Origin of the sequence: Paenibacillus riograndensis SBR5 (assembly GCF_000981585.1) — a bacterium.
GTDB lineage: Bacteria > Bacillota > Bacilli > Paenibacillales > Paenibacillaceae > Paenibacillus_AQ > Paenibacillus_AQ riograndensis.
Genome location: NZ_LN831776.1, coordinates 1,180,928 through 1,198,096 on the forward strand (window position 1 = coordinate 1,180,928; position 17,169 = coordinate 1,198,096).

The 17,169-nt window shown below is 52.4% G+C and carries 14 protein-coding genes; 13 read left to right on the forward strand and 1 reads right to left on the reverse strand.

The features are described 5' to 3' along the window. Positions 1-38: 38 nt before the first annotated feature. Positions 39-1,385 (reverse strand): ABC transporter substrate-binding protein, encoded by a 1,347-nt coding sequence (locus tag PRIO_RS05145; protein ID WP_020426032.1) that lies wholly within the window; start codon positions 1,383-1,385, stop codon positions 39-41. A 243-nt stretch (positions 1,386-1,628) separates the two neighbouring features. Between PRIO_RS05145 and PRIO_RS05150 the strand changes: the two genes are divergently transcribed. The 13 genes from PRIO_RS05150 to PRIO_RS05210 all read left to right on the forward strand — a co-directional run bounded on the left by PRIO_RS05150 (position 1,629) and on the right by PRIO_RS05210 (position 17,157). After that, positions 1,629-4,172 (forward strand): beta-mannosidase, encoded by a 2,544-nt coding sequence (locus tag PRIO_RS05150; protein ID WP_020426031.1) that lies wholly within the window; start codon positions 1,629-1,631, stop codon positions 4,170-4,172. 99 nt (positions 4,173-4,271) lie between these two features. Further along, a complete protein-coding gene (locus PRIO_RS36585; protein WP_231869819.1) occupies positions 4,272-4,982 on the forward strand; it encodes a hypothetical protein in 711 nt (236 codons plus the stop codon). 231 nt (positions 4,983-5,213) lie between these two features. Then, on the forward strand, positions 5,214-5,558 hold the full coding sequence (locus PRIO_RS05160) for a hypothetical protein (RefSeq protein WP_020425850.1): 345 nt from the start codon (positions 5,214-5,216) through the stop codon (positions 5,556-5,558). 305 nt (positions 5,559-5,863) lie between these two features. After that, on the forward strand, positions 5,864-6,964 hold the full coding sequence (locus PRIO_RS05165; RefSeq protein ID WP_046501324.1) for an ABC transporter substrate-binding protein: 1,101 nt from the start codon (positions 5,864-5,866) through the stop codon (positions 6,962-6,964). Positions 6,965-6,966: 2 nt separating this feature from the next. Then, positions 6,967-7,929, forward strand: a complete 963-nt coding sequence (locus tag PRIO_RS05170; protein WP_020425853.1) for a nucleoside hydrolase — start codon at positions 6,967-6,969, stop codon at positions 7,927-7,929. Position 7,930: 1 nt separating this feature from the next. Then, complete coding sequence (locus PRIO_RS05175; protein ID WP_020425854.1) at positions 7,931-8,749, forward strand: ABC transporter permease; 819 nt, start codon at positions 7,931-7,933, stop codon at positions 8,747-8,749. Positions 8,750-8,753: 4 nt separating this feature from the next. After that, the gene (locus PRIO_RS05180) at positions 8,754-9,542 is read left to right on the forward strand and encodes an ABC transporter permease (RefSeq protein WP_020425855.1); all 789 of its coding nucleotides are present in this window, start codon (positions 8,754-8,756) and stop codon (positions 9,540-9,542) included. A 34-nt stretch (positions 9,543-9,576) separates the two neighbouring features. Further along, positions 9,577-10,641, forward strand: coding sequence for an ABC transporter ATP-binding protein (locus tag PRIO_RS05185; RefSeq protein WP_020425856.1), 1,065 nt, complete (start codon positions 9,577-9,579; stop codon positions 10,639-10,641). Between the two features lie 24 nt (positions 10,642-10,665). Continuing rightward, positions 10,666-12,387: an adenine deaminase gene (locus tag PRIO_RS05190; RefSeq protein WP_039785230.1), complete on the forward strand. Its 1,722-nt coding sequence runs from the start codon at positions 10,666-10,668 to the stop codon at positions 12,385-12,387. A gap of 588 nt (positions 12,388-12,975) precedes the next feature. Then, entirely contained in the window at positions 12,976-13,503 is a 528-nt protein-coding gene (locus tag PRIO_RS05195) for a hypothetical protein (protein WP_020425858.1), read from the forward strand. Positions 13,504-13,810: 307 nt separating this feature from the next. Next, entirely contained in the window at positions 13,811-14,305 is a 495-nt protein-coding gene (locus tag PRIO_RS05200) for a CYTH domain-containing protein (RefSeq protein ID WP_020425859.1), read from the forward strand. A gap of 179 nt (positions 14,306-14,484) precedes the next feature. Further along, on the forward strand, positions 14,485-15,873 hold the full coding sequence (thrC, locus tag PRIO_RS05205; RefSeq protein ID WP_020425860.1) for a threonine synthase: 1,389 nt from the start codon (positions 14,485-14,487) through the stop codon (positions 15,871-15,873). A gap of 297 nt (positions 15,874-16,170) precedes the next feature. Then, on the forward strand, positions 16,171-17,157 hold the full coding sequence (locus PRIO_RS05210) for a Gfo/Idh/MocA family protein (RefSeq protein WP_020425861.1): 987 nt from the start codon (positions 16,171-16,173) through the stop codon (positions 17,155-17,157). Positions 17,158-17,169 lie beyond the last annotated feature (12 nt).

Sequence of the window (17,169 nt, forward strand, 5' to 3'; positions counted from 1 at the left end):
TTTATGGAATTGCTGGCGTTGCAGTTTCTATTCTTAGATTAATAGCCAAGGTCTTTTTTAGATTTAGCCCAGGCTTTGTTCCATTTCTCCAGAACGCTTTGCGGATCTTTGGCAAGTACAAATTCCTGAAGCATGGCCGGCAGATCAACCTGTGCCTTGTTGCCGATTTCGGTGACTTTGGCCTCATCCGGAGTGGCTTCCTGAAGCTGCACACCGGTAGCCTGGAATTCCTGGATCTGAGGCAGTTTAGATTCCTTGCCCTTCAGCGGTGAGAGGAAGCCGGCGAAATCTTCATATCCGGATTCTTCGATCATCCATTTCACGAAAGCTTTGGCAGCGTCTACATTTTTGCTGTCCTTGGAAACGGCATAGAAGAAGTCAGGGCTGAGGGCAGCGGTTGTTGTGCCTGAGTTGTCATAAGGAAGCGGGAAGAAGCCTACATTATCGGAAGTGGTGCCTGCATTAATCACTTGATTGATAACCCAGTTGCCCAGGAAGTACATGCCGAATTTGCCGGCTGCGATATCTTTCTTGGACTGTTCCCAGTTGGTGGAGTTGATGTCTTTTTCCAGGTAACCCTTTTCATTAAGCTCTCTCAGCAAACTGAATGCTTTGCCGTATCCGTTATCCATTGTGAACGGGGCTTCCTGATTCAGCTTTTCGTTAGGGAATTCGGCTTTGCCTTCAATGACGCGGGGCATGTCGTAAACCCAGTTGTTCAGCGGCCATTTGTCTTTGAAGTTGGAAGCAAGCGGGATGATGCCCTTGGCTTTCAGCTTTTCACAGGCTGCGAGGAATTCGTCCCAGGTCTTGGGCACTTCGGTAATGCCGGCATCGGCAAATGCTTTTTTGTTGTATACGATACCTGAGGTGGAGTTCCCCGTTGTAATACCGTAAAGCTTGCCGTCATATGATTTGAAATCTTTGAATGTAATTTGATCGTTCAAGCCGAGATCGTCCAGAGGGGCGAAATATTTCGTTAAGTCGGAGTTAGGCACTGTCGGGATAAACATGATGTCAGGCAGCTCTCCGCTGGCCATTCTGACTTTGGCTTGCTGGTTATAGTCGGTTTGGGAAGCTTCGAATTCTACCTTGATGTTCGGATACTTCTCATTAAAACGCTTTACATATTCGTCATACTCTTTGCCGATCATGTCGGTTCTGTTGGTAAGGAAGGTGATTTTGCCGCTGATGTCTGCTCCGCCTGCCGCTGCCGGTTCGGTGGTTGCTGCCGCATTTCCGCCGCTGTTATCCGGCTTAGCAGATGCTGCAGGCTCGTTAGTGGCGGAGGCATTAGTATTGTTGTTGCCGGAGCCACAGCCGGTCAGGGATAGAGATAGGGCTGTAACAATAACAAAACCTAACGAAAATAACTTTTTCTTCATTGTGCTTTCCCCTTTTCGTTTATTGTTAGCGTTTACATTAGTAATTATAGCGGTAAATCACCGGCCGATAAATGGTTTGAATTATTATTTATTGTCTTTATTTGTTCTTTTTAAAAGAATATAATTAGCGTGTTGATAACAATAGAATAACAAAATACAATAGGTATGAAAGCGATTCATGAAAGCGCATGCTCACCAGACTTAGATGAATGCTTCTGCCCACAACCACTTATAGGAGGTTCCATGAAACTACAACTGAAATTGGACAACTGGCAATTTAGAGCCTGCGGGGATGAACAGTGGCTTCCGGCAGCTGTGCCGGGAACGGTGCATACCGATCTGCTCTGCAATGAACTGATTCCTTCCCCTTTTTATGGAAAGAACGAACATGAACTGCAATGGATTGACAAGAAAGACTGGGAATACCGGACGGTTCTGCAGCTTGGCGGAGAGTGGCAGCAGCGTGCTGTTGCTGAACTTGTTTTCAAAGGGCTGGACACCTATGCGGATGTATATGTGAATGATGTGCATGCACTTTCGGCGGACAATATGTTCCGGGCCTGGACCGTAGATGTCAAGGAGCTGCTGCGGGCCGGGGAGAACGAGATCCGCGTGCGGTTCCGTTCCGCAGTACATGAGGATCTGCCGAAGCTGGAACAGCTTGGCTATGCACTCCCGGCGCCCAATGACCAATCCGCGCTGGGCGGACTCGGGGAACAGCAGATCAGCGTATTCGCCCGCAAAGCGCCTTATCATTACGGCTGGGACTGGGGCCCGAGATTCCTGACCAGCGGCATCTGGCGTGAAGCTGTGCTGGAAGGCAGGGATCAGGTTGCTATTACTGATTTGTATATCCGCCAGAATGCGGTGAACCCGGAAGAAGCCCGGCTCACTGTGCTCGTGGAAGCGGATGCTCCATCGGCATGGAACGGCCTGCTGCGGGTAAGCTGCGGCGGCCGGGAATGGACCCAATCCGTTTCGCTCCAACAGGGCAAGCAGAGGCTGGAACTGGAAATCGTTCTGGATCAGCCCCGTCTCTGGTGGTGCAACGGCCTCGGTAAACCTGAGCTGACTGCTTTCCGGGCAGAACTGCTGAAGGCAGGGGAGGCCGCAGCACAAGCTGAGGTTACCACCGGGCTGCGGGAGATCAAGCTGATCCGGGAGCCGGATGACCGGGGAGCTTCCTTTTATTTTGAGCTGAATGGTGTGCGTGTATTCGCCAAGGGCTCCAATCACATTCCGAACGACAGTTTTTCGACGGAGGTTACGGAGGAGCGCTACCGCCATGAGATCGCTTCGGCTGTCGCTTCCAATATGAACATGCTGCGGGTGTGGGGCGGCGGGATCTATGAAGAGGAGACTTTTTACCGGCTGTGCGATGAGTATGGTCTGCTGGTCTGGCAGGATTTCATGTTCGCCTGCAGCATGTACCCGGGAGATGAGCCGTTCCTGGAGAATGTGCGTGAGGAGGCCGTCTATAACATCCGGAGATTGCGCAACCATCCGTGCATCGCTTTGTGGTGCGGTAATAATGAGATGGATTCGGCCTGGTCGCATTATGAGGATAACAAGGGCTGGGGCTGGAAGGAAAAGTTCAGCCGGGAGATCCGTGAGAAGCTGTGGAAGGATTATGAGGCCGTTTTCCATCGTATCCTGCCTGAAGCCGTGGCCTCCTGCCACCCGGATGTGGATTACTGGGCATCTTCTCCGATGCGGGCTCTGACTCATGACATGAACCAGCATGCTACGCGGATGGCCGGTGAAGGGGATGTGCACTATTGGGGTGTATGGCATGGGAGCGAGCCTTTTGAGAACTACAATATCAAGGTTGGCCGCTTCATGAGCGAATACGGCTTCCAGTCCTTCCCTGAGCTGAAATCGGTACTCAGCTATGCTGAAGAAAACGATATGGAGCTGGAATCCGAAGTGATGCTGGCTCATCAGAAGAACGGACGCGGCAATCTGCTGATTAAGGAATACATGGATATCTATCTGCCCCGGCCAAAGGATTTCAAGAGCTTCCTGTATATGAGCCAGCTTCTTCAAGCGGAGGCCATGCGGATCGCCATTGAAAGCCACCGGAGAAACAAGCCCTACTGCATGGGCACGCTGTACTGGCAGATGAATGACTGCTGGCCGGTTGCCTCCTGGGCGGGCATGGATTATTACGGCCGCTGGAAGGCACTGCAATACACGGTACGCAAAAGCTACCAGGAGCTGCTTCTCTCCATCGACGGTTCGGACGGGGAGAATCTCCAGATCCATGCTGTATCTGACCGGCAGGAGGGGCTGGAAGGCGAACTGCGGGTCCGGCTGCAGGACTTCAGCGGAGCTGTGCTGCAGGAATGGTCACAGCCGGTGGCCCTGGCGGCTGACTCGGCAAGTATTGTATTTGCGGCTAATATTGCCGGATTGCTGGAGGGCCGCGAACCCCGCCGTGTGCTGCTGACTGCCGCGTTGCTGGCGGACGGACAGCAGCTTGACCTCAAGCATCATTACTTTGTTTCGGCCAAAGAAATTCCGCTGGCCCGGCCTGCGGTTAAGGTGGAAGAGGTGCAGGGCAGCGCAGCGTTTACGGTCAGCACTGATGTGCTTGCCAGAGGAGTGTATCTGACAGCGGATGAGGATGGAATCTTCTCGGACAATTTCTTCGACCTGCTGCCGGGCGAAGCGAAGACCGTAGAATTCTTCCTGAGCGGCAAGGGGGAGCAGGATTTCACTCCGGCTGCCCCGAAGGGCCTTGAGATTTCCACAATGGCGGATTATGTAGATGAAAGCCTGCTGTAACTAAAGCCGCTGGTGCAGGAATGAACGGGGAAGCTAGACGGACAGGGGAAGCTAGACGAACAGGGGAAGCCTGAAAAATGGGCTTCCCCTGTTTGAGTTTTGAAACGTGGAGGGATGAGGCCTCACATTTATGTGAACTGTGGGGCGGCCGTTGGAGAAACAACGGCGGAAACGCTGTTGTTGAGGCGCGTTGCGGCCGCTGGGAGAGAAACAACGGCAGAATTGCCGTTGTTGAGGCGTGTTACGGCCGCTGTGAGAGAAATAACGGCAGAAATGCCGTTGTTGAGGCGCGTTGCGGCCGCTGGGAGGGAAATAACGGCAGAAATGCCGTTGTTGAGGCGCGTCGTGGCCGCTGGGAGGGAAACAACGGCAGAAACGCCGTTGTTGAGGCGCGTTGCGGCCGCTGGGAGAGAAACAACGGCAGAAACGCCGTTGTGCCAAAGGAGAGGTAAAAGTACCTCTGATCCCGCTATAAACAGGCTATTGAGTGAAATGAGAGGTATAAATACCTTTGAAATCGCAGAAAACGGGCAGGTTGGCGAAATGAGAGGTATAAATACCTTTGAAATCGCAGAAAACGGGCAGGTTGGCGAAATGAGAGGTATAAATACCTTTGAAATCGCAGAAAACGGGCAGGTTGGCGAAATGAGAGGTATAAATACCTTTGAAATCGCAGAAAACGGGCAGGTTGGCGAAATGAGAGGTATAAATACCTTTGAAATCGCAGAAAATGGGCAGGTTGGCGAAATGAGAGGTATAAATACCTTTGAGATCACAGGAAATAGGCAGATTGGCGAAAGAGAGGTATAGATACCTCTGAAAATGTCCGGCCACAAGCAGGCGAATGGGCCAAACGATGTTAGCGGATTCCCGGCGGCCGTGATGTTCCGGCTAATTCCCCGCTTTGGACCAGTATCGTTCGTGTTTGACGTTACTTTCATGTGAGATTTGGCTTTTTTCTTGCTGGAAATGCAATAATTATGTATAATAACAATTGCTTTCGATGTGATTGTACGATATTCTGTTTTTGAAGGTGGTTTCATGGCAGAACTGGAAAACAACGAGCAGAAGAAGAAGATGTGCCAGATCTACAATGAGATCTCCAAGGAATTGTTTGGTTTCGGTACGACCCTGCTCCGCGTCACTGTCGATGCAAGGGTTATTACCTTTCATGCCAAGCACCGCAGGTCTCCGCGTTCTTCCGCACTGGAGGGCGAGGCGCCCGAACTTAAGCAGGAAGTGGATTTTCGGATGTCGCTGCTGTTCAAGAAAAGATTCAGAGAAAGACTTGAAGCAGAGATGGGACTGGCGATTGAGGTTCTGCTTAGGGATTACGACGCACCGACCCAGTGGGCTTTTACGAACATGATCTTGGCCGGAGAATGACAGATTCATACGGATTATCGCGGATTTTCGTTTTTGATCTATCTTAAGCGAAGACCGTCCTTCTATAACGGGTAGCTCTTTACTTTGTTTATACAAAGAAAAGTGTTCTTGTTCCCACAAGAATGCTTTTCTTTTTTTTATGAAAAAATAAGGGGAATCAAGATTTTATTACCATTAGGAGGTGCTGACGGACCCTGACTCTATAGCCGCCATGCCAATGAATAAGGGAATGACTATGTATTCCTGGAACCAGAGGATAACTGCTGGAATTGTACCGCATATTACATTTGGGAGGTTATTTACTAATGAAAAAAATAATGAATGCGGGCCTTGCCCTCACACTGACTGCGGTGCTGGCTGCTTGCGGCAATAACGCTGCAACGAACAATGCTGCAACAAACAACACGGGCACAAAGAATGCAGCTGCGCCGGAGGCGACGCAAGCGGGAGCCCCCCAGGAGCTGGTGATTTCCACATGGGGGTTCTCGGAGGACTTCTTCAAAGAGTCGGTATATGCACCGTTTGAGAAAGAACACAATGTGAAAATTGTCGTCGAAATCGGCAACAATGCCGAGCGTTTGAATAAGATCCGGCAGGGCAGCTCCGATGTGGATGTAGTGTATCTGTCGGATTATTATGCGCAGCAAGCGATTAACGAAGGGTTATTCGAGACCATTGACCGCAGCAAAATCCCGAATCTCGACAAAATCTATGACATCGCCAAAGCGCCGCTGGGCAAAGAATATGGCCCTGCCTATACTGTGGGCCGTCTCGGTATTGCCTACAACCCGGCCCTCGTAAAGGGGGATGTGAAATCCTGGAGCGACATGTGGACGCAGTTTGACAAGAATCTTACGCTTCCAGCCATTACTGCAACGGCCGGTCCTATGATTGTAGATGCAGCATCCGTAGCGGCAGGCGGATCGGAGTTCAACGAGGACCAGGCCTTCACTAAGCTGAAGGAGCTGGACAGCAACGTAGTCAAATACTACAGCCAGACTTCCGAGTATGTGAATATGTTCGGCCAGGAGGAAATTGCCGGCGGTCCAATTATGGAGATGTACTTCAAGGACCTCCAGGCTGCTGTACCGGATGCCAAGTTCGTTGCACCTTCCGAAGGTGCGTATGCCGTTATGAATACGGTCAATGTGGTTAAGGGCAGCGACAACAAGGAGCTTGCCGAAGCGTTCATCAACTGGCAGCTGAGCAAGGAAGTGCAGGAGAAATCGGCCAAGGCCAAGGTCGACTCCCCGGTGAATACCGAGGTGGTGCTGACGGATGAAGAGGCTGTAGGCGTGACATACGGGGCGGATGTCATCAGCAAGCTGCGCAAGCTGGACATGTCCTTTGTGAACCAGCACATCACGGAGTGGACGGACCGCTTCAATCGTGAGATTGGCGGCTAAGGATGACCGGGCGTAAAAAAGTCATTCTGGACGTAGATACAGGTGTGGATGACGCCCTGGCAATCATGCTGGCGGTGACAAGCGGGAGGTTCGATATTCTTGGCATCACCACAGTCAGCGGCAATGTGTCGCTGGATCAGGCAACGCTGAATACCTGCAAAATCCTGGAGCTGCTCGGGGTGTCCGGGCAGATACCAGTGTACCGTGGTGCGGATAAGCCGCTGGTCCGTGAAGCGGTGTTCGAGCACCGGGTGCATGGCTCGGACGGCATCGGCGGCGCGCTGGGCGACATGCCGGTCACGAAGCAGCCGGAAGCCGAAGCGGCGGCAGATTTCATCATCCGCCAGGTGCTGGCGCAGCCCGGGGAGGTCACGCTCATTATGACTGCACCGCTGACCAATCTGGCGAACGCGCTGCAGAAATGCCCGGAGCTTGTGCAGCATGCTGCCGAGGTGATTGTGATGGGCGGGGTGGTGCAGGGCTACGGCAATATCACGCCGACGGCGGAATACAACATGTACGTCGATCCCGAAGCCGCGAAGCAGGTGCTGGCGGCAGGGTTCCCCCGGCTGACGCTGGTGGGGCTGGATGTTACCCGCCGGGCACTGCTTGGTGCGGAGGATATCCAGAAGCTGCATAACCCGGTCATCCGCGAATATGTGGAGACAAGTACCGCCGGCTACCGGGCACGCTATTATGAGCGCAACGGCGTTCAGGCCTGCGCCCTGCATGATCCGCTGGCGGTGGGAGTCGCGCTGAACTGCGGTCTGGTCACCACCCGCGATTACTACGTAGATGTGGAAACCCGCAGTGAGCTGTGCGACGGGCAGACGGTCTGCGATTTCCAGAACCGGCTCAACCGGCCGCCGAATGTCACTGTCTGCCTGGAGGTTGACGCGCCCGCTTTTCTGGAATGCTTCATTAACAGCTTGAATCAAGAGCCGAAGAAGGACGGGAGTCGTTAGAATGAATAAAAAAGCGATGGTTCTCCTGCTGCCGGGACTGCTGTTCCTGGCAGCCTTCATGCTGATACCAATAACGCTGACTATTGCCTCTACTTTTGTGCAGGACGGGAAGCTGACGCTGGAAGGATATTTGCATTTTTTCCGCGACGGGTACTTTAACCGCATCCTGCTGACTACGCTCCGGGTAAGTGCTGTGACGACGCTGGTCTGCATGGTGCTTGGGTATCCGGTGGCTTATTATATCTCACGGACCAGCGTGCGCAAGAAGAGCGTTCTGCTGGCGCTGTCGATTTTTCCTTTGCTGACCAGTCCTGTTGTCCGCTCTTTCAGCTGGATGATTATCCTCGGCAAAAAAGGGCTGGTCAACTCCTTGCTGGTCAATACCGGTATCATTGACAAACCGCTGGATATTCTCTATACGCCCACGGCCATGATGATTGGCCTGGTGCATCTGTTCCTGCCGCTGATCATCATCACGCTGCTAGGGGTGATGGAGAATCTGGATCATGAGCTGGTCCGGGCGGCGCGCAGTCTGGGGGCTTCCCCCTTCACAGCATTCCGCAAAATCACCTTCCCGCTTACCGTGCCGGGACTGATTATCGGCGGCATTCTGGTCTTCGTCGGCAGTCTGACGGCGTATACCACGCCTGCGCTGCTCGGCGGCAAGGAACGGGTGGTCTCCACCTTTTTGTATCAGAACGCCATGACGCTGAACGATTGGCAGGCAGCCTCGGTCATCGCCGTAATTATGATCGTCATTACATTTGTGGTTGTAGGGCTGATGAATGCCTGGGCCAACCGCTTGAATCCGAAGGGGTGAGAACATGAAGGAAGGAAACCGCGCGCTGTCGTTATACACGCTGCTGGTCTTTATTTTTTTGCTGGGCCCGCTTGTCATTATTTCCATTACTTCCTTTGAGCCGGGCACGGTCCTGAAATTCCCCCCTGAGGGCTTTTCATTACGGTGGTACAAGAACATCTTTGAGGTCAGCGCGTTCATGGAGACCTTCAGAACCTCGATTGTAATCTCGCTGCTCGGCAATCTGCTGGCTCTGCTGCTGGGAGTTCCTGCTGCCTACGCCCTGAGCCGTTACCGGTTCCGCGGGCGGGATACGCTGAATGCGGTTTTCCTGTCGCCGGTGCTGATTCCCGGTATTGTGCTGGGCTTCACGCTGCTGCGTTATCTGATTGTGGTGTACAACCTGCCGATTGTGGCGGGCCTCTTGATTGGACATACCGTGATCATGCTGCCTTTTATTATCCGGGTGATTGCTTCAAGTCTGGAGAATTTCGATTTTGCCGTGGAAGAGGCGGCGCAGAGCCTGGGGGCCACACGACTGTTCACCTTCTTCAAAGTGGTTCTGCCCAATATCCGCTCCGGCATTCTGGCGGCGGTGCTGATCGCTTTTCTGGAATCCTTCAATAATGTGGATATTTCCGTGTTCATGACCGGTCCGGGGATCAGCACGCTGCCGATCCAGATGCTGACCTATGTGCAGAATTACTTCGACCCTACGATTGCCGCGATTTCGGTCATCCTGATGGTGCTGACGGCGGCACTGATGTTTATCATCGAACGGCTGATGGGTTTCGCCTACTTCACCAAACGATAGCTTACTTTACCAAAAGATACGGAGGCATAAGCAAATGGCGCTCTTAAGTCTGGAACATGTATCGGTTGCTTATGACAACCGTCTGATCCTGGAAGATTTCAATCTGTCGCTGGCCAAAGGGCAGCTTCTGTCCCTGCTCGGACCGAGCGGCTGCGGCAAAACGACCACGCTGCGGCTGATCGCCGGATTCTTAAGCGCGGAAGCGGGCAACTTCATGTTCTCCGGGAAGGACTACACCAAGGTTCCGGTAGAAAAGCGGAATTTCGGTTTTGTCTTTCAGAACTACGCGCTGTTCCCGCATCTGTCGGTGTACGACAATGTGGCGTTCGGCCTCAGGCTGCGGAAGCTGAAGGAGGCGGAGGTCCAGAAGCGGGTAACGCGGATGCTGGAAATTGTCAGTCTTGGCGGCTTTGAGAAAAGACTTCCGGCTGCATTGTCCGGCGGACAACGCCAGCGGGTGGCGATTGCCCGGGCGCTGGTCATCGAGCCGGATTTGCTCTTGTTCGATGAGCCGCTCAGCAATCTTGATGCGAACCTGCGGGTGAATATGCGTGTGGAAATCCGCCGCATCCAGCAGGAGCTGGGCATTACAACTGTATACGTCTCCCATGACCAGGAGGAATGCTTCTCCATCTCCGATCAGGTGGCGGTTATGAATAATGGCAAGATCGAGCAGCTCGATCAGCCGCAGGCAATCTTCAAGTATCCGGCCAGCGAATTTGTGGCCCGGTTCATCGGGTTTGGGAACTTTATCTCTTTTGACGGCAGGAATGACGAAGGCACGGATATTGAGCTGAGCCGGGGAACGCTGAAGTTTCTGGCGGTGAAGCGCCCGAATGGTGAAGGCAACACCGGACTCTTAGGAGCGATCCGCCCTGATGATCTGCAGCTGCTGAGCAGTCCGCCGGAGTCCGGCGCCACTGGAAATACGCTGCCGGGCACGGTGCAGGTCAGCACGTACCTGGGACGCAGCTATCAGTATCAGGTGGAGACGGAGCTGGGCGTATTTACCGTCAATCAGGAGCTGGAGCATCCCTTCGGACAAGGGGAGAAGGTCACGGTTTATTTTCCAAAAGAGAAGCTGGTGCTGGTGCAGTAGCGCTTCATAAGAGGAGCATACATGATGATTACAGATCAACTTATACTGAACGCTAAGGTGTACAACAGTTACTATAAACGGTTCGAGCCGGCGAATGTCGCTGTGAAGGACGGGCGGTTCCTCTATGTCGGGACGCTCGGGGCAGAGACGTTCACCGCCAAGGATACCATTCAGGCGGAAGGGCAATATATGGTGCCTGGCCTGATTGATATCCATCTGCATATCGAGAGCACGATGATTACCCCGGAGACGTTTTCGTATGGCATTCTGCGGCACGGGGTAACCACCATTGTCCCTGAGCCGCATGAAATGGCCAATGTATTCGGGGTGGAGGGCGTGCATGAGATGATCCGCGCCAGCCGGGACTGCCAGGTAGATATGTTCTACGCCATACCGAGTTCGGTGCCGGCCACTCCGCTTGAAACCACCGGCGGTTCGATTGAAATTGAGGATATCGACGAACTGATGGAGACAGAGCGGATGATCTGCCTGGGCGAAGTGATGAATTATGTCGAGGTCATCCGTGACCCTGACGGGAAAAGCAACCGTATCCTGCAGCATGTCCGCAGCCGCTATCCCGGTCTTGTGATTGAGGGACATACGCCGAAGCTGCTTGATCTTGATCTCCACCGGCTGATCTATGCCGGGATCGATTCGGACCACACCCATCAGAGCATTGAAGGCCTCAAGGCGCGGATTGCGGCGGGAATGTTCATCGAGATTCAGGAAAAATCGATGACCCCGGATGTGGTGGACTATCTCGTCCGGCATGCGGTCAGCGAGCATTTCTGCTTCGTGACCGATGATGTGATGACCGACTCGATGGTCAAGACGGGGCATCTTGACCATCTCGTGCGCAAAGCCATTGCTATGGGCATGGCACCGGAGGACGCCGTGTATGCCGCCACGTTCACCCCGGCCCGGCGGATGAAGATGAATGACCGCGGCGTGATCGCGCCGAACAAAACCGCCGACTATCTGCTGCTCTCGGATCTGGACAGCTTCGCCATCGAAGCGGTCTACAAGCGGGGGGCTCAGGTCTATGACCGCAAGCAGCCGCTTCCGCAGCCGGAGACAGTGCCGCGGTTCCCTGAGCATTTCTACCGCAGCGTGAAGCTGTCTTCCTTGACCGCTGACGATTTCACGGTGCGGACCGGGCTGCCGGACGGGCGTTACAGCTCCCGGGTGATGATGGTCAACAGCATCTCCACATTTACCGAGGAGAAGCACGCGGAGGCCGGGGTTAAGAACGGTCTGCTGCAGTGGCAGGAGAGCGGGTATGGCCTGGTTGCCACCTTCGAGCGGTACGGCAAAAACGGTAACCGCGCCTACGGCCTAATCGGCGGGGATACGATTAAGCGCGGCGCCATTGCTACCACCTATTCACATGACAATCACAATCTGCTGGTCGTGGGTCATGACCCGGAGGACATGGCTGTGGCCGCCAATGCAGTGATCGCGGGGCAAGGCGGCTTCTGTGTCGTCTTAGACGGCAAAGTGATTGCTTCACTGGCGCTGCCGGTCGGCGGCATTCTGACTGAAGCGCCGCTTGAGGAAACGGCTGAGCGGGTGCTCGGATTGCGGACAGCCATGGAATCGCTGGGCTATAACCATTACAATCCGATTATGTCTATCAGCACGCATTCCCTTCCGGTCAGCCCGGCGCTCAAGATCACGGACCATGGCCTGATTGATGTAGGCACAGGCCGTGTAGTGCCGCTGCTGTTCCCGCTTGGGGAAGAGTAGCTGGCCTTTGCGGTGAGATTGTGCAATTAGAGCGGTGCAAAGAGAGGGGTATCCCGGCATGGGGTGCCCTTTTTGCAATTGTCCCGGAAAATTTACGCTTAAGCCAACCCTTTTTTGCTAAATATAATGCGGCTGATTTTTTACGCCATTAACCTTGCAATTGTATTTGATGCAGTTAAAAGGCTGTGTAACCCCCCTGTTTTAGCTGTAATTGCATTTTGTACTCTTAAAAATGGCAGTTGGCGCTAATTTGCTGAAATGCAGCTTTTTTAATTGTACGAAGTGCAGCTAGTTTCGTTTTAACACCGATATCGTCACTTATAATTGTACAAAATACATTTGCGAGATGAACACGGAGGGTTAACAGATTTTTAATGGCAAGTAGTCAGTAGTCAGTAGTCAGTACATGTAACTTGTAGCCAATAAGCGTAACAGCCACCGTAACTACTAACCATAGCTATAACCACTAATCTGTATCAGCCCTCAACATAACCCTGAAGCAGAAAAGCAGTGCCGGCAAAAAGTTTTTTGTGCAAGCCATATTATATATAATGGAAGCATTGCTTGAATTCGGAGGAGGCGGTTGTGATGGCAGAAATGGATCGGATGAACGGGGGAGAACATGCGGATAATTTTAGGGAGAGGAAACATTCGGGAAAGTGGAAGAAGCCAGCCATGACGAAAATTTTCCTGACTCTTTTCCTGCTCGGGATTGCTGTGTTTGTGGTGGGGACGATTCTGCAGTCCTTCACGTCCTTCGAGAAACGTGTGTCCGGACGGATTAACCTGAACGAGATTACTTCTATTGAAATCATCCGCTCGTTGCCCTCGACAACTGACGAAGTGAAGGTCACTGTGACCGACCCTGCAAAAATAGCGGACATCATGAATGCTTTTGCCGGTGTCAAATTGATGAGCTCCAGCATTTCCCACGATTTCAACAGAAGCTATTGGATTAGTATCATTGTAGGCAAATCCTTAAGGTTCGGCATTCGCCTGGACGACCAAAAGTATATTAACATTAATGACTTGGCCAGAAAGGACAAATACGGCAGCGGGTCTTTTAAGATCATCAATCATTATGACATGCGCTCTATTGACAGCCTGTTCGACTGAGTTGGCGGATTCCATTGACTTGCAGATGCCCCGCGCCTATGATGATTAATAATAAAAAAACTATATAAGCTGAACTTTAAAATGAAATCATAAAGGGGGAAGTAACGGAGGGGAAGTTTGGAACTGCAGGAGCGAACGCGTCCGCCTTTATGTTTGGATTTCTACCGCAAATAACGGTTAAAATCAAGAAATCTAAACATAACAGCGGCCGGAAGTCCAAACATTCCCCGCAGTGTACGGCTAAACCCCAGAATGGAAAATTTAAGTTCAGCTTATATCAGTGAAACGCACAGAGGAGAGAGACAGCATGGCTATGGAGATTGAACGCAAGTTCCTGCTGCCGGAGTACCCGGAGCGGCTGATTCAGGAAGGCCAGGTGCAGGTGCTTACGCGGCACAGCATTGACCAGACTTATCTGGCGATTGAGGACGGGCAGGAGCTGAGAGTGCGCAAGATCACTGATCTGGATTCGGGCGAGATTACGTATACCCATACCTTCAAGGACGGCAAAGGCATCAGCCGCAAGGAGATCGAATATTCCATCTCTGAGGGATTATATAACCAGATGATCGAAGCCGTGAAGGCTGTACCGCTGGTGAAGACACGCATTACCGGCATTTGGAACGGCACGACCGTAGAGATTGACCTCTATACCCAACTGGAACTGACTGTGCTGGAGGTTGAATTCGATTCGCTGGAGGCGGCGGAGAGCTTCGTAGCCCCCGGATGGTTCGGCAAGGATGTCAGCGTGGACAAGAAATACAGTAACAAAACCGTCTGGAAAGAGCTGCAGAACAAATAACGTGAAGCTGCCCTGCGGCATCCTATGGATACGCAAAAGTTAACACAGAAGTAACGGACTTTAACGCTTAAACGTGTTAATATAGAATGAGCTTAGGCGCCGGGCAGCACGGGTACATTTTCTGCACATCAGCCTATACAAGGGTTAACTACAGAGGGGTTCAGGAGGATGAGAGAGGTATGGAGTATATAAGCACAAGAGGCAATGTAGAAGCTAAGGGCTTTATTGATACGGTTCTGATGGGGCTGGCGGATGACGGCGGGCTCATGGTGCCTTTTCGGATTCCGGTAATTTCCCCTGAGAAGCTGGCGGAATGGCGGAGCCTGAGCTTCCAGGAGCTGTTCCTTGAAATTTTCTCGTATTATACCAATGATGAAATTCCCTACGAAGATCTAAAAGAAATGGTCTACACCAGCTATGCCAATTTCCGCGCGCCGGAAGTAACGCCGCTGCACCAAGTAAATGATTCCTTGTATGTGCTGGAGCTGTTCCATGGGCCTACTTTTGCTTTTAAGGATGTAGCGCTGCAGTTCATGGGCGAGCTGTATTCCTACATTTCCCGCAAGCGCGGCGAGGTTATTCATATCCTTGGTGCTACCTCGGGGGATACGGGGGCGGCTGCCATCCAGGGGGTCCGCGGCAAGGAAGGCATCAAGATCTGCATTCTGCATCCGCACGGCAAGGTCAGCAAGGTGCAGGAGCTGCAAATGACGACAGTGGACGACAGCAATGTGCTGAATCTGTCTGTTGAAGGCAATTTCGATGACTGCCAGAAGGTGATTAAGGAACTGTTCGCCGATCTGGATTTTAAGGGCAAATATCACCTGCGGGCGATCAACTCGATCAACTTCGTGCGTATTCTGGCGCAGACGGTCTATTATTTCTATGCCTATCTGCAAATTGAGGACAGCGATAAGAAGAAGATCAACATCAGTGTGCCATCCGGCAATTTCGGCAACATTTTCTCCGGTTATTTGGCGAAGAAGATGGGATTGCCGATTCACAAGCTGATTATCGCCACGAATGAAAACAATATCCTGGAACGGTTCGTGAACACCGGTGAATATAAGCCGGGAAGCTTCACGAGCACCTACAGCCCTTCGATGGATATTCAGGTGGCCAGCAACTTTGAACGGTACCTCTATTACCTGGTGGGCGAGGATGCGGAGAAGCTCTCTGCCCATATGTCCAAGCTGCAGACCGAAGGGAAGATTACTATCGCGGGCGAAGCACTGCAGCAGGTGCAGGCTGATTTTGCCGCGCTGGGTGTGAAGAACCAGCAATGTCTGGATACGATCGGGAAGTACAATAAAGAGTATGATTATCTGCTCGATCCGCATACGGCCTGCGGTATTGCAGCATACGAGAAGTTTAACGGCGCAGGGGAAACGGCCATTACTTTTGCGACAGCCCATCCGGCCAAATTTGACGAGGCTATCGCCTTGGTTGATATCAGGCAGGAGTTCCCAGAGCAGATTGCGGCCTTGTTCTCGCTGCCACAGCACCAGACGGTAGTGAAGAATGATAAAGATGTGATCGTACGCGAGCTGCAGGCTTTTTACGAATAGAACAGTCTCCCGGCTGTCTTCTGCAAGCTTCCGACATACTGTAACGGCCCCCGTTCCTGGGATTAGGACGGGGGCCGTTTGGCGTATAAAAGGCATCTGAAGCGCATCGGCAAAGCGGATTGATTCTACCGTTTCCAAATTTTTGTAAATTATTGGGTTTTATGTAAGGTGCTTTTTTTCACATTCTCAAACAGCAGAATTTGTCGGAAAATTGCCCCAGAAAAGTGGACATCCCTACCCTGGAGTGAGAAAATAGCATGTAGAGTCAGTACGAACTAAAAAGGACGGGATCACTTCATGACAATTCGATTCGGGGTTATTGGAACCAACTGGATTACAGACCGTTTCATTCAAGCGGGTCTTGAGAATGAGGAATTTATCCTTACTGCTGTATACTCCCGTACGGAGGAGAAGGGGCGCGATTTTGCGGCAAAATATGCTGGCGCTTCCATATATACCAATCTGGAGAAAATGGTGGCCAGCGAGGAAGTGGATGCGGTATATATTGCCAGCCCCAATTCGATGCATGCTGAACATGCGCTTGTCTGCATGAACCACGGGAAGCATGTGATCTGTGAAAAGCCTGCGGCCTCCAACAGCGCGGAGCTGCGGGCGATGATCGAAGCGGCGCGGGACAACGATGTGCTGTTTATGGAAGCGATGAAATCCACCTTTATGCCGAACTTCGGGGTGATCCAGGACAACCTGTACAAGCTGGGACAAGTGCGCCGTTATTTTGCCGGTTATTGTCAATATTCATCGAGATATGATGCTTACCGCCAGGGGACTGTGCTGAACGCTTTCAATCCGGCCTTTTCCAACGGGTCCCTGATGGATCTGGGCATCTATTGCCTGTATCCGATGGTGGCGCTGTTCGGCAAACCGGAGTCGGTGCGGGCGGTAGGCCTGATGCTGGCTTCCGGCGTAGACGGCGAGGGCAGCATTGTGATGCGTTATCCGGATATGGATGCCGTAGTCATGCATTCCAAGATTGCCGACTCCTATCTGCCTGCCGAGATCCAGGGGGAGAACGGCACGATGGTGATCGACAAGATCAACCAGCCTTACCAGGTCAAAATCCACTACCGCGACGGTACGGTGGAGGAACTTACCCTGCCGCAGGTATTCGAGCCGATGTATTATGAGGTAGAGGAATTTATCCGCCTGATCCGGAGCGGGCAGCGCGAGAGCAGTGTGAACAGCCATGCCAATTCGCTTGCAGTCGCTGAGGTCATGGAGGAAGCCAGAGCACAGATCGGCCTCCGCTATGCCTCGGACCTGTAGCTGAAGCTTTTG

Excerpts from the sequence above, each read along its gene's own strand:
- PRIO_RS05145 (WP_020426032.1), bottom strand. The coding sequence starts at position 1,385 with ATGAAGAAAAAGTTATTTTCGTTAGGTTTTGTTATTGTTACAGCCCTA.
- PRIO_RS05150 (WP_020426031.1), top strand. The coding sequence starts at position 1,629 with ATGAAACTACAACTGAAATTGGACAACTGGCAATTTAGAGCCTGCGGG.
- PRIO_RS05160 (WP_020425850.1), top strand. The coding sequence starts at position 5,214 with ATGGCAGAACTGGAAAACAACGAGCAGAAGAAGAAGATGTGCCAGATC.
- PRIO_RS05165 (WP_046501324.1), top strand. The coding sequence starts at position 5,864 with ATGAAAAAAATAATGAATGCGGGCCTTGCCCTCACACTGACTGCGGTG.
- PRIO_RS05170 (WP_020425853.1), top strand. The coding sequence starts at position 6,967 with ATGACCGGGCGTAAAAAAGTCATTCTGGACGTAGATACAGGTGTGGAT.
- PRIO_RS05175 (WP_020425854.1), top strand. The coding sequence starts at position 7,931 with ATGAATAAAAAAGCGATGGTTCTCCTGCTGCCGGGACTGCTGTTCCTG.
- PRIO_RS05180 (WP_020425855.1), top strand. The coding sequence starts at position 8,754 with ATGAAGGAAGGAAACCGCGCGCTGTCGTTATACACGCTGCTGGTCTTT.
- PRIO_RS05185 (WP_020425856.1), top strand. The coding sequence starts at position 9,577 with ATGGCGCTCTTAAGTCTGGAACATGTATCGGTTGCTTATGACAACCGT.
- PRIO_RS05190 (WP_039785230.1), top strand. The coding sequence starts at position 10,666 with ATGATTACAGATCAACTTATACTGAACGCTAAGGTGTACAACAGTTAC.
- PRIO_RS05195 (WP_020425858.1), top strand. The coding sequence starts at position 12,976 with ATGGCAGAAATGGATCGGATGAACGGGGGAGAACATGCGGATAATTTT.
- PRIO_RS05200 (WP_020425859.1), top strand. The coding sequence starts at position 13,811 with ATGGCTATGGAGATTGAACGCAAGTTCCTGCTGCCGGAGTACCCGGAG.
- thrC (WP_020425860.1), top strand. The coding sequence starts at position 14,485 with ATGGAGTATATAAGCACAAGAGGCAATGTAGAAGCTAAGGGCTTTATT.
- PRIO_RS05210 (WP_020425861.1), top strand. The coding sequence starts at position 16,171 with ATGACAATTCGATTCGGGGTTATTGGAACCAACTGGATTACAGACCGT.